The sequence below is a fragment of the Arthrobacter gengyunqii genome (assembly GCF_023022985.1).
Taxonomy (GTDB): Bacteria; Actinomycetota; Actinomycetes; order Actinomycetales; family Micrococcaceae; genus Arthrobacter_B; species Arthrobacter_B gengyunqii.
In genome coordinates, this window is sequence record NZ_CP095461.1 from 443,362 (window position 1) to 461,208 (window position 17,847).

Here is a 17,847-nt window from a genome sequence, read left to right on the forward strand (position 1 = left end):
CTTACGCGTGAACATCTTTTTCATGACAGGCACCCCGTGAAGGGTGTGTTTGGTTGTGACCCATGTTTTCCCCTCCACCGGGTGCAGTTTTGGCTGGTGGTGCGGGTGGTAGGGTTACGGCGGTCATAGCGTGGGGGAAACGCCCGGTCCCATTCCGAACCCGGAAGCTAAGACCCACAGCGCCGATGGTACTGCATCCGGGAGGATGTGGGAGAGTAGGTCACCGCCGGACAATATTTTGGTTGAGAGGTTGAGGCCCGTACCCTTTTGGTACGGGCCTCAACTGTTTAAGGCCCCGCCTGGTTGGCGGGGCCCAACTTGTTTAACCCGATGTCTACAGCAGCCCTGGTACCACCCCCGGGCTCCAGGGGCGAGATTTGCTGTCCGTTCGAAGGCGAGCTGTCAAGCACACCTCACCTATCACTGCTTTAACATCAGTATCAGTAAATAATTCCTCTACGTCCCTTTTCACCCGTATTTCCACACGGTAGCCTCACTGCTCACGGAGCCTCGGATACTAACGTCCACACTCGGCTCTGGTGACCAAAAGCCAAGTCGAAAGCGGGAAGCTAATGAGCGTGCGTCGCAGAACCGGCCGTGTGCCGAGGGGCAGTACCCCAGTATGGAGAGGCCGGGCCAGCGGCACGGGCATCGGGGTATTCGCCATCCTGTGTCTTCTGATGCAACTGGCATTGCCGGCACATGCCGTATTCAGCGGTGAATCCCCGGGTAACGAAGTCCCCTCGGACATCACGGAGATCACAATGACCGGCACAGGACCGGGTCAAGGCGTGGCCGGCGGGCTGCCTCCTGTAGGTGCGCCGTTCGATCCCACGACCGGGTATCCCTTGGATGTACCGGCGGGCTACGAGCCCACCAATGAGTCGTTTGCCGGAATCATCACCACTGTTGACGCCGTCGGCAATACGCAGCAGATGTACTGCATCGACATTCGTACCTCCACCTACACCGGCCTGGGTTATGAGAGCGGCAGCTGGGACGAATCCAATGTGCCGAACATTGGATACGTTAATCGGGTGCTGAACAGCTACTACCCGGATCAGCCGGGGCTGCCGGACGCACCGTCGGACAGCGTTCGGGCAGCAGCAGTTCAGGCTGCTGTGTGGTTTTTCAGCGATGGCTACGTCCTTGAAGACACCGACGCCGTGCGTCCATACACCGAGGCAATTGTTGCCGCGGTCCTCGCTGCGGGTCCGCTGACCGAGCCGCCGGCACCCAACGTATCGATTGATCCGCCCACTGCGTCAGGCCCCACCGACGGAGTCACCGGGCCATTCACCATTACTTCCGACGCAGGTACCATCAACGTTGCGGCGCCGGAGGGGTACACCCTGTACACAGATCCGGCCGGTACGGTCCCGCTCGTTGGCACGACCGTTACTTCCGGCACGCAGCTGTGGGTGCGGAACGACAACCAGACCACGGATTCCGTTATTCTGACCGCCACAGCTGTGGTTCCTGTCCAGACAGGCAACGTCTACCTCTATGCTGGCAACAATCCCGGTGTCACCGCTGCCCAGAAGCTCATCCTGGCAGCCGATGCGCAGATTGAGTCCAATGCACAGGCGACGGCCGAGTTCTTCGTTGCCGGCGACTTGACGGTCAGTAAGGCGTTTGCAGGTGAAGGAGCCGGGCTGCAGGGCGACATTTCCCTGGTGGTGGACTGCGGAGCAGTCGGTGTCTTCACCTTCGTGATCCCCGCCGGCACGACTGAGACAGTGACTGAGACGGTCGCAGGACTTCCAGTAGGCACGGTCTGTTCAGTTACTGAACCCGAGACCGGATCAACCACGGAGGTAACAGTCACTCCGGTGCTCCCGGAACCCGTGACCATCACTGACGGTGAGAACGTCCTTGCCGTTACCAACACGGTTCAGTACCGCCCGGGGGCGCTTAACATCACCAAGACGATCGACGGGAATGCCGCAGGCCTGCAGTCGGAGATAGTTCTCGATGTTGTCTGCGGGACGGCCCTGGACACCACGGTTGTTATTCCTGCGGGGAGTCCCGCCGGACCTTACGGCGAAACCTTCACGGACATTCCTGCAGGAACGGAATGCACAGTAACCGAAACGAGCACGGGTGCAACGTCGGAGGTCACCGTTGACGCGGGAGATCCGGTGACCGTAGTCATCGAGCCGGGCACCACCGTGAGCGCGGATCTGGCTAATACGGTGCAGTACGTGAACGGCTCGCTGCAGGTTACCAAAATCGTAGCGGGCAACGGGGCGGGCCAGCAGTCCGCTTCAGTCCTGAACGTGGTCTGCGGAAACGAGCTCGAGCAAGTGGTGCGGATCCCCGCTGAAACCCTGCCCGGTGAGTACGTGCAGGTCTTCGACGGCATCCCTGCCGGTACCGAGTGCACTGTCACCGAGCCCACGAACGGTGAGAACGGGAACGTCACTGTAGAGACGATTCTGCCCTACAGCGTCGTGATCGTGTCGGGTGAAACCGTAGACGCGACAGTCACTAATACCTACGCGGTTTTGGGTAAGGACACACTGGCCAAGACCGGGGCAACCGCCTCCGCGCAGGTATCCCTTGCCGGAGCAGGCGCAGTCCTCATGGGCATACTCCTGGTGGCCGGGGCTGCACGACGGAGGAAGGAAATGGACTAGCATCAGGCGGCCGCGTCTGATTTCTATATGCCGGCTATAGGCTGAACAGCTGGTGGCCAGCCGGTAGAGCCCGTGGGCTCAAAACATTGTGGGTAGCTCTCCAAGCCGGAGAGCTACCCACAGCTGTGTCGTGGGGGATAACCACGTGGCAGGCAGCCACGGGAAATGCCGAACAAAAGCGGCTTTAAAGGGTGGAAAGCCCTTTGCCCCCGCTGGTTGTTGGGACCCCGATCACAGCCCATGGGGCGATTTGCGGGTGGGCTGAAACCTGTGTAGAGTCTTCTAAGTCGCCGCGGCCGGGAGTTGGAAAACTTATCGAGCAGGGCGGCCAAACCCCACCAAAAACATTCTGGTGATCCTGCCTGTGCCGAGTGCACGGACACGGAAAGCCGGAGCTTTTGCGCGGGCTCAGCCGGACAAAATGAAGCAGACTTCGGGAATTATCCCGAATTGCCAAATAGGGTCCGGATGAAATAGAATAAAGAAACACTGCAGCGAAGAGAAAAGAAAAACATTTCTTGTTTTTCCGAGTATTTCGGATGCATCTGTTGTTTGAGAACTCAATAGTGTGCCAAGTTTATTGATACCAATTATTTTAATTGGTTGAACTGGTTGTTACCGCCCACCCCGTGGGTATGGGACAGCTTTTTTAGCTGGTTTCGAATTTAGTGCAGGACTGTGCAGCCAATTTTCCTTGGCTCCGGTGCTGTGTCTGTAACACATTTACGGAGAGTTTGATCCTGGCTCAGGATGAACGCTGGCGGCGTGCTTAACACATGCAAGTCGAACGATGACTTTTGTGCTTGCACAAAATGATTAGTGGCGAACGGGTGAGTAACACGTGAGTAACCTGCCCTTAACTTCGGGATAAGCCTGGGAAACCGGGTCTAATACCGGATACGACGGATCCCCGCATGGGGGTTCGTGGAAAGCTTGATGCGGTTTTGGATGGACTCGCGGCCTATCAGCTAGTTGGTTGGGGTAATGGCCCACCAAGGCGACGACGGGTAGCCGGCCTGAGAGGGTGACCGGCCACACTGGGACTGAGACACGGCCCAGACTCCTACGGGAGGCAGCAGTGGGGAATATTGCACAATGGGCGAAAGCCTGATGCAGCGACGCCGCGTGAGGGACGAAGGCCTTCGGGTTGTAAACCTCTTTCAGCAGGGAAGAAGCGAAAGTGACGGTACCTGCAGAAGAAGCGCCGGCTAACTACGTGCCAGCAGCCGCGGTAATACGTAGGGCGCAAGCGTTATCCGGAATTATTGGGCGTAAAGAGCTCGTAGGCGGTTTGTCGCGTCTGCTGTGAAAGCCCGGGGCTCAACCCCGGGTCTGCAGTGGGTACGGGCAGACTAGAGTGCAGTAGGGGAGACTGGAATTCCTGGTGTAGCGGTGAAATGCGCAGATATCAGGAGGAACACCGATGGCGAAGGCAGGTCTCTGGGCTGTAACTGACGCTGAGGAGCGAAAGCATGGGGAGCGAACAGGATTAGATACCCTGGTAGTCCATGCCGTAAACGTTGGGCACTAGGTGTGGGGGACATTCCACGTTTTCCGCGCCGTAGCTAACGCATTAAGTGCCCCGCCTGGGGAGTACGGCCGCAAGGCTAAAACTCAAAGGAATTGACGGGGGCCCGCACAAGCGGCGGAGCATGCGGATTAATTCGATGCAACGCGAAGAACCTTACCAAGGCTTGACATGAACCGGAAAGACCTGGAAACAGGTCCCCCACTTGTGGCCGGTTTACAGGTGGTGCATGGTTGTCGTCAGCTCGTGTCGTGAGATGTTGGGTTAAGTCCCGCAACGAGCGCAACCCTCGTTCTATGTTGCCAGCGGGTTATGCCGGGGACTCATAGGAGACTGCCGGGGTCAACTCGGAGGAAGGTGGGGACGACGTCAAATCATCATGCCCCTTATGTCTTGGGCTTCACGCATGCTACAATGGCCGGTACAAAGGGTTGCGATACTGTGAGGTGGAGCTAATCCCAAAAAGCCGGTCTCAGTTCGGATTGAGGTCTGCAACTCGACCTCATGAAGTTGGAGTCGCTAGTAATCGCAGATCAGCAACGCTGCGGTGAATACGTTCCCGGGCCTTGTACACACCGCCCGTCAAGTCACGAAAGTTGGTAACACCCGAAGCCGGTGGCCTAACCCCTTGTGGGAGGGAGCCGTCGAAGGTGGGACCGGCGATTGGGACTAAGTCGTAACAAGGTAGCCGTACCGGAAGGTGCGGCTGGATCACCTCCTTTCTAAGGAGCACCTCAAAGTGGCCCGTCCTTCCACAGTGTTGGATGTGTGCTTTGCAGGAGATGCCCATGTCGGAAACGTTTGTTTTCCGGTGGGTGCTCAAGGGTGGAATATCAATAGGCAGGTGCCCGGCGTTGAGCCCGGCAGCACAGTACGTTCCTCCTTCGGGTGGGACTGGAAAACGCTGCCGGTGTCTTCAAGTACCGGGTTTTTCCGTTTGGCACACTGTTGGGTCCTGAAATAACAGGACCGAAGAATTTTCAAGCCTTTTTTGGAAGGGTTGGGAAGGGCACGGGTTTCGTGTTGTTTCTGATTGTTCCTGCGCAGGCCTGAAGTCATCCACGGTGAATACGTGGTGGTGGAGGGGTGTGACGGGGTTGTTGTTTGAGAACTACATAGTGGACGCGAGCATCTTAAATTATTAAGTGCAATTTCAGATAAACCTGGTGACCGGATTTGTTTCCGGCCTCCATGGTTTTCTCGATAGCGATAATATATTGATCTTTGTGGTCAAGTTTTTAAGGGCACACGGTGGATGCCTTGGCATCAGGAGCCGAAGAAGGACGTAGGAATCTGCGATAAGCCTGGGGGAGTTGATAACCGAGCGTTGATCCCAGGATGTCCGAATGGGGAAACCCCGCCCGGCGCGCGAGTGACCGGGTGACCCGCATCTGAACACATAGGGTGCGTGGAGGGAACGTGGGGAAGTGAAACATCTCAGTACCCACAGGAAGAGAAAACAACAGTGATTCCGTTAGTAGTGGCGAGCGAACGCGGAAGAGGCTAAACCAGTGGTGTGTGATAGCCGGCGGGCGTTGCATCACTGGGGTTGCGGGACTTTCCGTATCGATTCTGCCGGATCGGTGAAGTGAGTGCAGGTGCATAGGTGAACGGGTTTGAAAGCCCGGCCGTAGAGGGTGTTAGCCCCGTAACCGGAATGTATGCTGCCGCTTGGAGAGGATCCCAAGTAGCACGGGGCCCGAGAAATCCCGTGCGAATCTGCCAGGACCACCTGGTAAGCCTAAATACTCCCTGATGACCGATAGCGGACAAGTACCGTGAGGGAAAGGTGAAAAGTACCCCGGGAGGGGAGTGAAACAGTACCTGAAACCGTGTGCCTACAATCCGTTGGAGCAGGGCGATGCCACTTGTGGTGTTGTGCTTGTGACAGCGTGCCTTTTGAAGAATGAGCCTGCGAGTTAGTGTTACGTCGCGAGGTTAACCCGTGAGGGGAAGCCGTAGCGAAAGCGAGTCTGAACAGGGCGATGCAGTGGCGTGATCTAGACCCGAAGCGGAGTGATCTACCCATGGCCAGGTTGAAGCGCGTGTAAGAGCGCGTGGAGGACCGAACCCACTTCAGTTGAAAATGGAGGGGATGAGCTGTGGGTAGGGGTGAAAGGCCAATCAAACTCCGTGATAGCTGGTTCTCCCCGAAATGCATTTAGGTGCAGCGTTGCGTGTTTCTTACCGGAGGTAGAGCTACTGGATGGCTAATGGGCCCTACAAGGTTACTGACGTCAGCCAAACTCCGAATGCCGGTAAGTGAGAGCGCAGCAGTGAGACTGTGGGGGATAAGCTTCATAGTCGAGAGGGAAACAGCCCAGACCACCAACTAAGGCCCCTAAGCGTGTGCTAAGTGGGAAAGGATGTGGAGTTGCTCAGACAACCAGGAGGTTGGCTTAGAAGCAGCCATCCTTGAAAGAGTGCGTAATAGCTCACTGGTCAAGTGATTCCGCGCCGACAATGTAGCGGGGCTCAAGTACACCGCCGAAGTTGTGGCATTCAAATATTAGCCAAGCGGATGGTTTATCCATTTTCGTTCAAGCGTTTGGATGGGTAGGGGAGCGTCGTGTGGGCAGTGAAGTCGCGGTGTAAACCAGCGGTGGAGCCTACACGAGTGAGAATGCAGGCATGAGTAGCGAAAGACGGGTGAGAAACCCGTCCGCCGAATGATCAAGGGTTCCAGGGTCAAGCTAATCTGCCCTGGGTAAGTCGGGACCTAAGGCGAGGCCGACAGGCGTAGTCGATGGACAACGGGTTGATATTCCCGTACCGGCGAAAAACCGCCAATACCAAGCGGGGGATACTAACCGCCCAATACCTGACCGGCCGCCCTTGTGGCGACCCGGTTTTTGGTGGAGCGCGGGACCGTAACCTGGGAGGTAAGCGTATTAACAGGTGTGACGCAGGAAGGTAGCCGGGCCGGGCGATGGTTGTCCTGGTCTAAGGATGTAGGGTCAGCGATAGGTAAATCCGTTGCTGTGTCTTTGATGACGATCCTGAGATCTGATGGGACCCCTTTAGGGGGGAATCCGGTGATCCTATGCTGCCTAGAAAAGCATCGGCGCGAGGTTTTAGCCGCCCGTACCCCAAACCGACACAGGTGATCAGGTAGAGAATACTAAGGCGATCGAGAGAATTATGGTTAAGGAACTCGGCAAAATGCCCCCGTAACTTCGGGAGAAGGGGGGCCCCAACCTTGATGGACACTTGCTGTCCGGAGGGGATCGGGGCCGCAGAGACCAGGGGGAAGCGACTGTTTACTAAAAACACAGGTCCGTGCGAAGTCGCAAGACGATGTATACGGACTGACTCCTGCCCGGTGCTGGAAGGTTAAGAGGACCGGTTAGCCCTTACGGGCGAAGCTGGGAATTTAAGCCCCAGTAAACGGCGGTGGTAACTATAACCATCCTAAGGTAGCGAAATTCCTTGTCGGGTAAGTTCCGACCTGCACGAATGGAGTAACGACTTCCCCGCTGTCTCAACCATAAACTCGGCGAAATTGCAGTACGAGTAAAGATGCTCGTTACGCGCAGCAGGACGGAAAGACCCCGAGACCTTTACTATAGTTTGGTATTGGTGTTCGGTGTGGCTTGTGTAGGATAGGTGGGAGACTGTGAGACCCGGACGCCAGTTCGGGTGGAGTCATCGTTGAAATACCACTCTGGTCATACTGGATATCTAACTTCGGCCCGTAATCCGGGTCAGGGACAGTGCCTGATGGGTAGTTTAACTGGGGCGGTTGCCTCCTAAAGAGTAACGGAGGCGCCCAAAGGTTCCCTCAGCCTGGTTGGCAATCAGGTGGCGAGTGTAAGTGCACAAGGGAGCTTGACTGTGAGAGAGACATCTCGAGCAGGGACGAAAGTCGGGACTAGTGATCCGGCGGTACATTGTGGAATGGCCGTCGCTCAACGGATAAAAGGTACCTCGGGGATAACAGGCTGATCTTGCCCAAGAGTCCATATCGACGGCATGGTTTGGCACCTCGATGTCGGCTCGTCGCATCCTGGGGCTGGAGTAGGTCCCAAGGGTTGGGCTGTTCGCCCATTAAAGCGGTACGCGAGCTGGGTTTAGAACGTCGTGAGACAGTTCGGTCCCTATCCGCTGCGCGCGCAGGAAATTTGAGAAGGGCTGTCCTTAGTACGAGAGGACCGGGACGGACGAACCTCTGGTGTGTCAGTTGTACTGCCAAGTGCACCGCTGATTAGCTACGTTCGGATGGGATAACCGCTGAAAGCATCTAAGCGGGAAGCCCGCTTCGAGATGAGATTTCCATACACCTTGTGTGTGAGAGGCCCCCAGCCAGACCACTGGGTTGATAGGCCGGATGTGGAAGCGGGGACTAAAGACCCGTGAAGCTGACCGGTACTAATAGGCCGATAACTTACACCACACCATGATCTGGGCAGGAAACGACTTCAAACGTTCCCGCCAAAGAAGGATCATGTTGATCATGCTGCTTGCGTCCACTATGTGGTTCCCGGATAACAAACCCGTTGTGTGGTTTGTCACCGAAGGAACTGGTACTGAATCATCTGTTATGGGTGGTTTGGTGCCGTAGAATAAAGGAAGTGTTCATTCTTACGCGTGAACATCTTTTTCATGACAGGCACCCCGTAAAGGGTGTGTTTGGTTGTGACCCATGTTTTCCCCTCCACCAGGAGTTTTGGCTGGTGGTGCGGGTGGTAGGGTTACGGCGGTCATAGCGTGGGGGAAACGCCCGGTCCCATTCCGAACCCGGAAGCTAAGACCCACAGCGCCGATGGTACTGCATCCGGGAGGATGTGGGAGAGTAGGTCACCGCCGGACAATATTTTGGTTGAGAGGTTGAGGCCCGTACCCTTTTGGTACGGGCCTCAACTGTTTAAGGCCCCGCCCTGGTTGCGGGGCCCAACTTGTTTAACCCGATGTTCTTATATGGGGCCGCCCGTATACGGTCCAGGCCTGCGGGCAGCCGTGACAGCTAGGCTTGGACGATGAACTCTTCCCTCTTTTCACATGCTGAACAGCCCGAGCCGGCTAAGGAAACGATTTCCGTTCCGGACGTCGTCGTGGAACGGAGTGTGCCACGCGAATTGCACGAAGCGTTCAACGGGTTCACCGAGTACATCCATCTGTGGTGGCCCGAGGAGTTTACGGAGTTTGGTGAGGGGACACACCCTGAGTTTGAATCAGGCGCACTGACGGAGACCGGTCCTGAAGGGGAGTCCGCGGTGTGGGCGACGGTTGTCAGGAGGGTGCAGGACGCCGAGTTGGTGCTGGACTGGGTGGCCCGCCACAGCCCGCAGACCCCGACGGAGGTACATCTTCGTTTTACCGCAGTGAACGAGGCAACTACCCTCGTCATCCTGTCGCACTCCGGGTTCGACGCGGTCGCGGAGCCGGTGCAGACCCATGAGGACTTTTCTGCTGTTTGGCCGCAGGTCCTGGACCGGTACGCACGGTTCATGGGCGCCCGGTAGCATCCTCCTATGACTGCAGACACGCTCCTGGACCTGTCCCGCTCTTTGCCCGGCATTGATATGGATACGTCACCGGAGGTGCTGGCTGCCTACGGGACTGATCAGGGCCCTGTTCTGGAGTACGTGAATCCGTTGGCCGTACTGTGGGCGCAGTCCGTTCTCGAAGTGCAGGAGATTCTGCGCTGGGCTTCTCGCACCGGAACGGCAGTGGTTCCCCGCGGTGCCGGTACCGGGGTGTCCGGCGGAGCCCACGCCACAGCGGGATGCATCGTCCTCAGCCTGGAACGGATGAACAAGATCCACGAAATTCGTCCTGAGGATGAGCTGGCCAGGGTGGAGCCGGGAGTCATTAATGCCGACCTCAACGCAGCCGCGGCTGAATTCGGGCTGATGTACGCGCCCGACCCCGCGAGCTACCGGGTCTCCACTATCGGCGGAAATGTCGCGACCAACGCCGGAGGACTGCGCTGTGCCAAATACGGCGTGACGCGGGATTCCGTCTTGTCTCTTGAGGTTGTCCTGGCCGACGGAACCCTCGTGACCACGGGCCATCAGACTTTCAAGGGCGTGGCGGGATACGACTTGACGGGACTCTTCACCGGCTCGGAGGGGACCCTGGGAATCGTGGTGGGCATAACCGTGCGGCTGCGGTATCTCCCCGTTGAAGTATGCACGATCGCCGGGTTCTTCCCCGATATCGAGAGCGCTGCTGCCGGGGTGCTGGCGGTGGGCCGCGCACGCGTCCAGCCGGCCATCATGGAGCTGCTCGACGCCGAGACCATGGTGGCGCTGGACGCCGCGCACGGCTCCAACCTGCGCTCCCGGGGTGCCGCCCTGCTTCTTCTCCAGACGGACGGTTACGGCGCCGCGGCCGAGGCCGACGTCGTGCGTTCAGTGCTGAGCGAGCTGGGCGGGCAGGTCAGCATGGAGGGATCGGAGGAGGCACTGCAACTGGTTGACCTTCGCCGGCACAGCCGCGGAGACGCCATCCACACCGAGCACCGGGTGGGGGAGGACGTTGCGGTGCCGCGCTCCCGGCTGGTCTCCTATATCGCCGAATTGAACCGCATGGCACGCGAGCATGAGGTGCGCCTGAAAGTGGTGGCACATGCGGGAGATGGAAATCTTCATCCCACCTTCTGGGTGGACAAAACCGAAGGCAGCGCCGGCCTTGAACGGCTGGACGCTGCCCTCGATGAATCCATAGCCCTTGCCCTGGCGATGGGAGGCACTATCACCGGTGAACACGGGGTGGGCCAGTTCAAGCTCCGCTGGCTGGCGCAGGAGCAGCAGGAACAAGTCCTGGAACTGCAGCGCCGCATCAAAGCGGTGTTTGACCCGGCGGGGATCCTCAACCCAGGGAAAGCGATCCTCACCAACTGAGAGCATCCCCGGCAGGACCCGTGCTCCTGAGATACCTTAGGCCAGTCGAAGCCACACAGTGCAGTTCGGACGGATTTTGGTTCCTTCCAGAGCGGAAGCCGAACTCATGGCAAGCACCGGAAGCTCCGGCAGCTGGATCGGATTCTCTCCCATGTTCATGGCGACCAGGACGTTTCCGTTGACGAAGGCAACCAGCCCTTCGGCGTCGTGCTCCGGCCACCATGCCAGGGACCCGGAGCCCAGCGAGAGCTCGCGGCGAATCTCCAGCGCCGTGCGGTACATGTTCAGCGACGAGAACTGGTCCCTGCGCTGGATGTCCCGTGAATGCCGGCCCCAGTAGCCCGGCTGGGGCAGCCAGGTTTGTCCTGAGGAGCTGAACCCGAAGGACGGTTCGTGTACTCGCCAGGGCAGAGGCACGCGGCTGCCGTCGCGGCCCACCCGAACTCCTGCTGTGCGGTGATAAGTGGGATCCTGCCGGAACTCGTCAGGCATCAAGGTGTGGTCCGGGAGGCCGAGCTCCTCGCCCTGATACAGATACACGCCACCGGGCAATGCCAGCATCAGCATGGTGGCCGCGCGTGCCCGGGCCGCCCCCAGCTGATAGTTGGGCTGGACGTCGCGGGGGCCGACTCCGTCGCCGCTGCGCAGGGTATTGGCTTCCAGCCCGAAGCGGGACACATGCCGGACGACGTCGTGGTTGGACAGCACCCAGGTGGTGGGAGCACCTACCTTGTCGAAGGCCCGTAGCGAGGAATCGATAATCTCCCGCAACTTCTCGGGGTTCCACGGATGGGTCAGATACGCGAAGTTGAAGGCCTGCTGCATTTCATCCGAGCGGACCCAGTCCGTCAGCCGGTCCAGCGGGTCAACGTTGGCTTCGGCGCACAGGACACGTTCGCCGTCGTATTCGTCAAGGAGCTTCCGCCAGGACCTAAAGATGTCGTGGATGCCCGGCTGGCCGAACATGGGGGCTTCATATCCCGGGAAGCCTTCGGAGGAGGCGCCGTCGGCCTGCCCGCCCCAGTCCGGCAGCCCGGATTTCTTGATCAGCGCATGCGCCACGTCCACCCGGAAACCGCCCACGCCGCGATCCAGCCAGAACCGCAGGATGCGCTCAAACTCCTTCCGGACCGCAGGATTGTCCCAGTTAAAGTCCGGCTGGGAGGTGTCGAAAAGATGCAGGTACCACTGGCCCGGGGTTCCGTCCGGGTTGGCGATCCGGGTCCACGCTGGTCCGCCAAAGTGGGACTGCCAGTTGTTCGGGGGGTTTTCGCCGTTCTCGCCGGTTCCGTCCCGGAAGATAAACATGTCCCGCTCGGGTGAGCCGGGTTCCGCGGCGAGTGCTGCTTGGAACAGGGGATGTTGGTCGGAGCAGTGGTTGGGTACCAGGTCCACGATGACCCGGATGCCGTACTCGCCGGCTTTGGCCACCAAGGCGTCGAAATCCTCCATGGTGCCGAAGATCGGGTCCACCGAGCAGTAATCTGCGACGTCGTAACCGGCATCTTTCTGGGGAGACCGGTAGAAGGGTGAGAGCCAGATGGCATCGATCGCGAGTTCGGCCAGAGCCGGAATTTCAGCGGTAATACCCGGCAGATCCCCCACCCCGTCACCACGCAGATCGCGGAAGGAGCGTGGATAGATCTGATAAATCACCGAGGAACGCCACCATTCGCTGCCGGGCTGGCCGTTGTGCACGGGGACTGTCCGAAGGGCTTGTCCCGGAACGCGGGGAACTGCTGACGTGGACATGTTTGAGAAGCACCCTCCTGTCTTGATCCGCCTCAATCAGGTCTGTTACCAATGGCATTAACGCCCCGCAACCGGGCCTTATGCCACTCATTCTGTGTGAGTTTCGGCATAAATGCCCGCGCTGCGGCGGACTAATCACCTGCCATTTGGCCCGGGGCCCCTCCGGCTTCAAGGATTTTCATGGTCCGGGTATCGGTGGACAGCAGGATGGCTGCCTCATCCCGGCGGTGGCGGAGAACGGTATCCAGATAGGACTGCACCGCCTCGGCCATGGGGACATTGCGGTTTTCCCTTTCCGACATGTACCACCGGTGCTCGAGCACCTCATGCACCACTTCGGCCTGTTCCAGTTTGCTGCCCAGTTCCCGGGGCACGGCCTTCACGATCGGCTCGAAAACCTGGGTGACCCACAGATGGGCGCTGAGTTCCTCGTCCAGATCAGGGTGGTTGTCCGCTCGGTAGGAATCCATGTCATTGAGCAGGCGGCGGGCCTGGTTTTCCTGGGCATCCAGCCCGGTCAGCCGCAGCAGACGCCGCTGGTGATGGCCGGCGTCGACCACCTTGGGCTGGAGCTGGACCTGGGTGCCGTCCGCGGTGGTCTTGATGGTGAGTTCGTCGACGTCGAACCCCAGGTCATTGAGTCGGCGGATGCGCGCGTTCACGCGCCAGCGTTCACCCAGTTCGAAGGATTCCAGCTCCGTAAGTTCCGCCCAGAGATTCCGGTAGCTGTCCATGATGCGTTCGCTGGTGGCCAGCGGATCGACACTGTCTTCGATCAAACCGCCTTCCGCGAGGTCCATCAGCTCGCCGGCAATGTTGACCCTGGCGATCTCCAGATCATATTCGCGCTGGCCTCGGGACAACTCCGGGTAAAGCTCACCGGTTTCGGCATCCACCAAGTAGGCGGCAAAAGCGCCGGCATCGCGCCGGAACAGGGTGTTGGACAAGGACACATCACCCCAATAGAAGCCGGCCAGATGAAGCCGGACCAACAGCAGCGCCTGGGCGTCGATGAGCCGGGTGAGGGTGACCTGGCGCAGGGTCTGGGAAAAGACGGCCCGGTACGGCAGCGAAAAGCGCAGGTGCTTGGTGACGAGGACCGGCTGCAGCTCTTGGCCTTTCACATCGTAGCGGCCGGTAATGACGGCCACCGGCTCGACGCTGGGAACATTGAGCCGGCGCAGCTTGCGCAGCATGTGATATTCCTGCCGGGCCACGTGCTCACTGGTTTCTTTGATCGCTATCAGCGAGCCGCCCATTCGTGCGAAGCGGACGACATGGCGGGAAATACCCCGGGGCAGTGCCGCGAGGTTTTCCTTGGGCCAGTCTTCAAGGGGCAGGTGCCATGGCAGGTCCAGCAGCCCCGGGTCCATCGAGGCGGCGGTAATGTTCAGGGACGCGAGGGCCTTTTGCGGAGTCGAGGGATGAAGCCGGGGCAGTTTGCCCTGCTGATCCCAGTCCGTCGGCTCGTCACGCCATTTGGCGCCTGCGGGTTCGGTCATAAGCACATGCCTTTTATCGAACGTCCTGGTGAAACGGGGATGAGGTTAAAGCAGAAATGCGGTGGCCCCTTAAACGAGTTTAGATCAGTCGCAGAGGCCACCGCATATTCAGGGGAAGGATCAGGCGTGGTCCGCCAGGCGCTCACCGTTGGCGGCGTCGAACAAGTGCACGTGGCCCTGCTGCGGGCGGACGTACAGGGTGTCACCCTTCATCGGGGGACGGCGTCCGTCGACTCGAACCACCATGTCGCGGTCCGTGCCGTCCAGGGTGGTGTGGCCGTAAACGTACGCATCGGCGCCGAGCTCTTCGACCACATCAACTTCCACCTTGAGTCCGGAGCTGGAGGAATCCACGATCTCCAAGTCTTCCGGGCGGACACCCAAGGTGACGGTTTTGCCCGCGGCTGCACCCAGCACGGAGCTGGACACCGGGTAGATGGCGCCGCCGAAAGCGACACCGCCGTCCACCACGGGCAGTTCCAGCAGGTTCATGGCAGGAGAGCCGATGAAGCCGGCCACAAAGACGTTCTTAGGGTGGTCGTACAGGTTGCGCGGGGTATCCACCTGCTGCAGGATGCCGTCCTTGAGCACGGCCACGCGGTCGCCCATGGTCATGGCCTCGACCTGGTCGTGGGTGACGTAGACCGTGGTGACGCCGAGTCGGCGCGTCAATGATGCGATCTGGGTACGGGTTTGTACGCGCAACTTGGCATCAAGGTTGGACAGCGGCTCGTCCATGAGGAAGACCTGCGGGTTACGGACAATGGCACGGCCCATGGCGACGCGCTGGCGCTGGCCGCCGGAGAGTGCCTTCGGCTTGCGGTCCAGATAATCCTCGAGGTCCAGGAGCTTGGCGGCCTCGCGGACGCGCTCCATCCGCTCTTCCTTGCCGACGCCTGCGATTTTCAGGGCAAAGCCCATGTTGTCCGCCACGGACATGTGCGGGTATAGGGCGTAGTTCTGGAAAACCATGGCAATGTCACGGTCTTTGGGCGGAACATCCGTGACGTCGCGGTCACCGATGAGGATGCGGCCGGAATTGACGTCTTCGAGTCCTGCGAGCATGCGCAGCGAAGTCGACTTTCCGCAGCCGGAGGGGCCAACCAGAACCAGGAACTCGCCGTCGGCGATCTCCAGACTGAGGTTGTCCACGGCCGGGCGGTCAGTGCCCGGGTACAGGCGAGTGGCCTGGTCAAACGTTACCGTTGCCATGAGATTTCTCCTTCACGGGCAGGTACGTGCCCGACGATCCGTTGTGAAGTGCATATTGAGTTGTAAAGCAGGTGGCAGCGGTTGTGGCCGCGGTCACAGGGTCAGTATGCCATACCCGTCACCGGACGGTTCATCTGCGCGCGCGGCGCAGGTCCAGCAGCTGTTCCAGGACCGCGGTGAAGGCATTCGGGGACTCCACCCGGAAGGCGGCCCGGGTCTCCCCGGAGCCGATTTTGATGCCCAGGTCTCCGGGCTCCAGTGCACAGAAACCGTGCTCATCGGTGACGTCGTCGCCGGCGAACAGCACCGCCGTCGCACCGGTAAGTTCGCGCAGGGCGCGGATTCCTTCTCCCTTGTTGGTATGGACAACGGAGGCTTCCAGGACCCGCTTGCCGTCCGTGAGCTGTACACCGTCCAGTGCGCCGAGTCCCCGCCGTGCTGCGTCGGTTGCGGCTGAGGCGACATCATCCGGTGCGCTGCGGGTGTGGAGTACAACGCCGGCCGGCTTTGCTTCCAGCCACGTGCCCGGATGCGACGAGGTCACCCTTTCCACCGCTTCGCGTGCCCTCGCCAGCAAGTCAACCTGCTCCGGTGTCAGACGCAGCGGTTCGGCATTGGGGCCAGTCCAGGCCTCTGCGCCGTGGCTGCCGATCAGCAGGGTTTCCGGCTCGGGGGAGGCGGTCCGGCGCAGGCTGTCCAATGCGCGTCCGGAGATCAGGGCCGTAAAGGTGTCAGGGAGTTCGCCCAGCCCCGCCACGGCCGCAGCGGACGCCGGAAGCGGCCGTGCATCGTCGGCGTGCTCCACCAGGGGCGCGAGCGTGCCGTCAAAGTCCAGCGCCACCAGCAACGTTTCCGTGGCTGCCACCCGTGCCAGTGCCTGCATCAGGTCCGCAGGAAGTCCGCTCATTGTGCTGCCTCCGAATCTCCCTGCTGCAGGGCACTGAGGAAGTTCTTGGACCAGCGCTCCACGTCATTCTGCAGGACCTGCCGGCGCATCAGCCGCATCCGGCGCTGGGCGTCACGGTCCGGCATGTGAATGGCCGTAAGGATGGAATCCTTCAGCCCGTCAATGTCATGCGGGTTCATCAGCACCGCCTGGCGCAGCTGGTCCGCGGCGCCGGCGAACTCGCTGAGCACGAGCGCACCGGTGTTGTTGATGCGGGCGGCCACATACTCCTTGGCCACCAGATTCATGCCGTCCCGCAGAGCAGTGACCAGCATGACGTCGGCGGCGAGATAGAGGGCCACCATTTCCTCCACCGGATAGCTGTGGTGCAGGTAGCGGATGGCGGTGTTGCCCATGGTGTCGTAGGTGCCGTTGATCCGGCCCACTGTGCCCTCCACCTCTTCGCGCAGCAGCCGGTACTGTTCCACGCGTTCGCGGCTGGGGCTGGCAACCTGGATCAGCGAAGCATCCTCGACGTTGAGTTTGCCGTCCTGGAGGAGCTCCCCGTAAGCCTTCAACCTGTGGCTGATGCCCTTGGTGTAGTCCAGTCGGTCCACGCCCAGCAGGACAGTCTTGGGATCGCCGAGTTCCTTGCGGATCTGCTTGGACCGCTCGATGATGTCCTCGCGTTTGGCCAACTCGGTGATCTGTTCAACGTCAATGGAAATCGGGAAGGACTCAGCCCGCGAAACGTAGGAGACGCCGTCCTCATTGGTGACGTGCACCTGCTGCTGGCGGACGGTGTGTCCGGCGAAGCGGCGCACGCAGCGCAGGAAGTTGCTGGCATCCGAGGGGCGCTGGAAGCCGATCAGGTCCGCGCCAAGCAGGCCCTCAATGATGTTGCGGCGCCAGGGCAGCTGGGCGAAAATCTCCAGCGGCGGGAAGGGAATGTGGTTGAAGAAACCAATCTTCAGGTCCGGGCGGTCCTTGCGCAGCATCTGCGGCACCAGCTGCAGCTGGTAGTCCTGGACCCACACGGTGGCGCCCTTGGCCGCCATGGTGGCAGCGGCGTCGGCGAAGCGGCGGTTCACGGTCCGGTACGAATCCCACCAGGTGCGGTGGAATTCCGGCGGCGCAATGACGTCATGGTAGAGCGGCCACAGCGTGGCATTGGAGAAGCCCTCGTAATACAGCTCCACTTCGGATGCGCTCAGCGGAACCGGCAGCAGATGCATGTTGTCATGATCGAACTCGTCCAGCTCTTCGTCCGGGGCTCCATGCCAGCCCACCCACGCGCCGTCGGCCTTGGCCATCACCGGGGCCAGCGCCGTGACCAGCCCGCCCGGGGAGCGTCGCCAGCTTTCGCCGTCGTCCGTACTTACCCGGTCCACCGGAAGGCGGTTGGAAACTACGATGAAATCGAAATCGCCATACCCGTCCGTGGCATTCTGTCCTGCGGAATCAGCGGCAGCAGCGTTCACGA

At 60.0% G+C, this 17,847-nt stretch carries 8 protein-coding genes and 4 rRNA genes; 7 read left to right on the forward strand and 5 right to left on the reverse strand.

Features of this window, described 5'->3' with window-relative positions; genetic code table 11:
* The first annotated feature begins 115 nt into the window (after positions 1-115).
* The 7 genes from rrf (MUG94_RS02145) (at position 116) to MUG94_RS02175 (ending at position 11,012) form a co-directional block, all read left to right on the forward strand.
* Positions 116-232 (forward strand): 5S ribosomal RNA (gene rrf / locus MUG94_RS02145).
* Between the two features lie 532 nt (positions 233-764).
* Positions 765-2,639: a DUF5979 domain-containing protein gene (locus tag MUG94_RS02150; RefSeq protein ID WP_227909322.1), complete on the forward strand. Its 1,875-nt coding sequence runs from the start codon at positions 765-767 to the stop codon at positions 2,637-2,639.
* A 722-nt stretch (positions 2,640-3,361) separates the two neighbouring features.
* A 16S ribosomal RNA gene (locus MUG94_RS02155) occupies positions 3,362-4,889 on the forward strand.
* 506 nt (positions 4,890-5,395) lie between these two features.
* Positions 5,396-8,560: ribosomal RNA gene (locus tag MUG94_RS02160) — 23S ribosomal RNA — on the forward strand.
* A gap of 299 nt (positions 8,561-8,859) precedes the next feature.
* A 5S ribosomal RNA gene (rrf, locus tag MUG94_RS02165) occupies positions 8,860-8,976 on the forward strand.
* Together the 16S, 23S and 5S rRNA genes form the textbook arrangement of a ribosomal RNA operon.
* A gap of 167 nt (positions 8,977-9,143) precedes the next feature.
* Complete coding sequence (locus MUG94_RS02170; protein ID WP_227909079.1) at positions 9,144-9,629, forward strand: SRPBCC family protein; 486 nt, start codon at positions 9,144-9,146, stop codon at positions 9,627-9,629.
* 9 nt (positions 9,630-9,638) lie between these two features.
* Positions 9,639-11,012 carry an FAD-binding oxidoreductase gene (locus MUG94_RS02175; protein WP_423724461.1) on the forward strand — a complete coding sequence of 458 codons (1,374 nt, stop codon included), beginning with the start codon at positions 9,639-9,641 and terminating at the stop codon, positions 11,010-11,012.
* Positions 11,013-11,048: 36 nt separating this feature from the next.
* On the opposite strand, the gene MUG94_RS02180 is transcribed toward MUG94_RS02175, so the two are convergent.
* The 5 genes from MUG94_RS02180 to MUG94_RS02200 all read right to left on the reverse strand — a co-directional run bounded on the left by MUG94_RS02180 (position 11,049) and on the right by MUG94_RS02200 (position 17,845).
* Complete coding sequence (locus MUG94_RS02180) at positions 11,049-12,764, reverse strand: glycoside hydrolase family 13 protein (protein ID WP_227909078.1); 1,716 nt, start codon at positions 12,762-12,764, stop codon at positions 11,049-11,051.
* Between the two features lie 131 nt (positions 12,765-12,895).
* Positions 12,896-14,266 (reverse strand): DUF4032 domain-containing protein, encoded by a 1,371-nt coding sequence (locus tag MUG94_RS02185; protein ID WP_227892544.1) that lies wholly within the window; start codon positions 14,264-14,266, stop codon positions 12,896-12,898.
* Positions 14,267-14,386: 120 nt separating this feature from the next.
* Entirely contained in the window at positions 14,387-15,478 is a 1,092-nt protein-coding gene (locus MUG94_RS02190) for an ABC transporter ATP-binding protein (RefSeq protein ID WP_227909077.1), read from the reverse strand.
* 130 nt (positions 15,479-15,608) lie between these two features.
* On the reverse strand, positions 15,609-16,385 hold the full coding sequence (otsB, locus tag MUG94_RS02195; RefSeq protein ID WP_227909076.1) for a trehalose-phosphatase: 777 nt from the start codon (positions 16,383-16,385) through the stop codon (positions 15,609-15,611).
* Positions 16,382-17,845: an alpha,alpha-trehalose-phosphate synthase (UDP-forming) gene (locus tag MUG94_RS02200; RefSeq protein WP_227892547.1), complete on the reverse strand. Its 1,464-nt coding sequence runs from the start codon at positions 17,843-17,845 to the stop codon at positions 16,382-16,384. The genes otsB and MUG94_RS02200 overlap by 4 nt, the downstream gene beginning before the upstream one ends.
* Between the last annotated feature and the right edge of the window lie 2 nt (positions 17,846-17,847).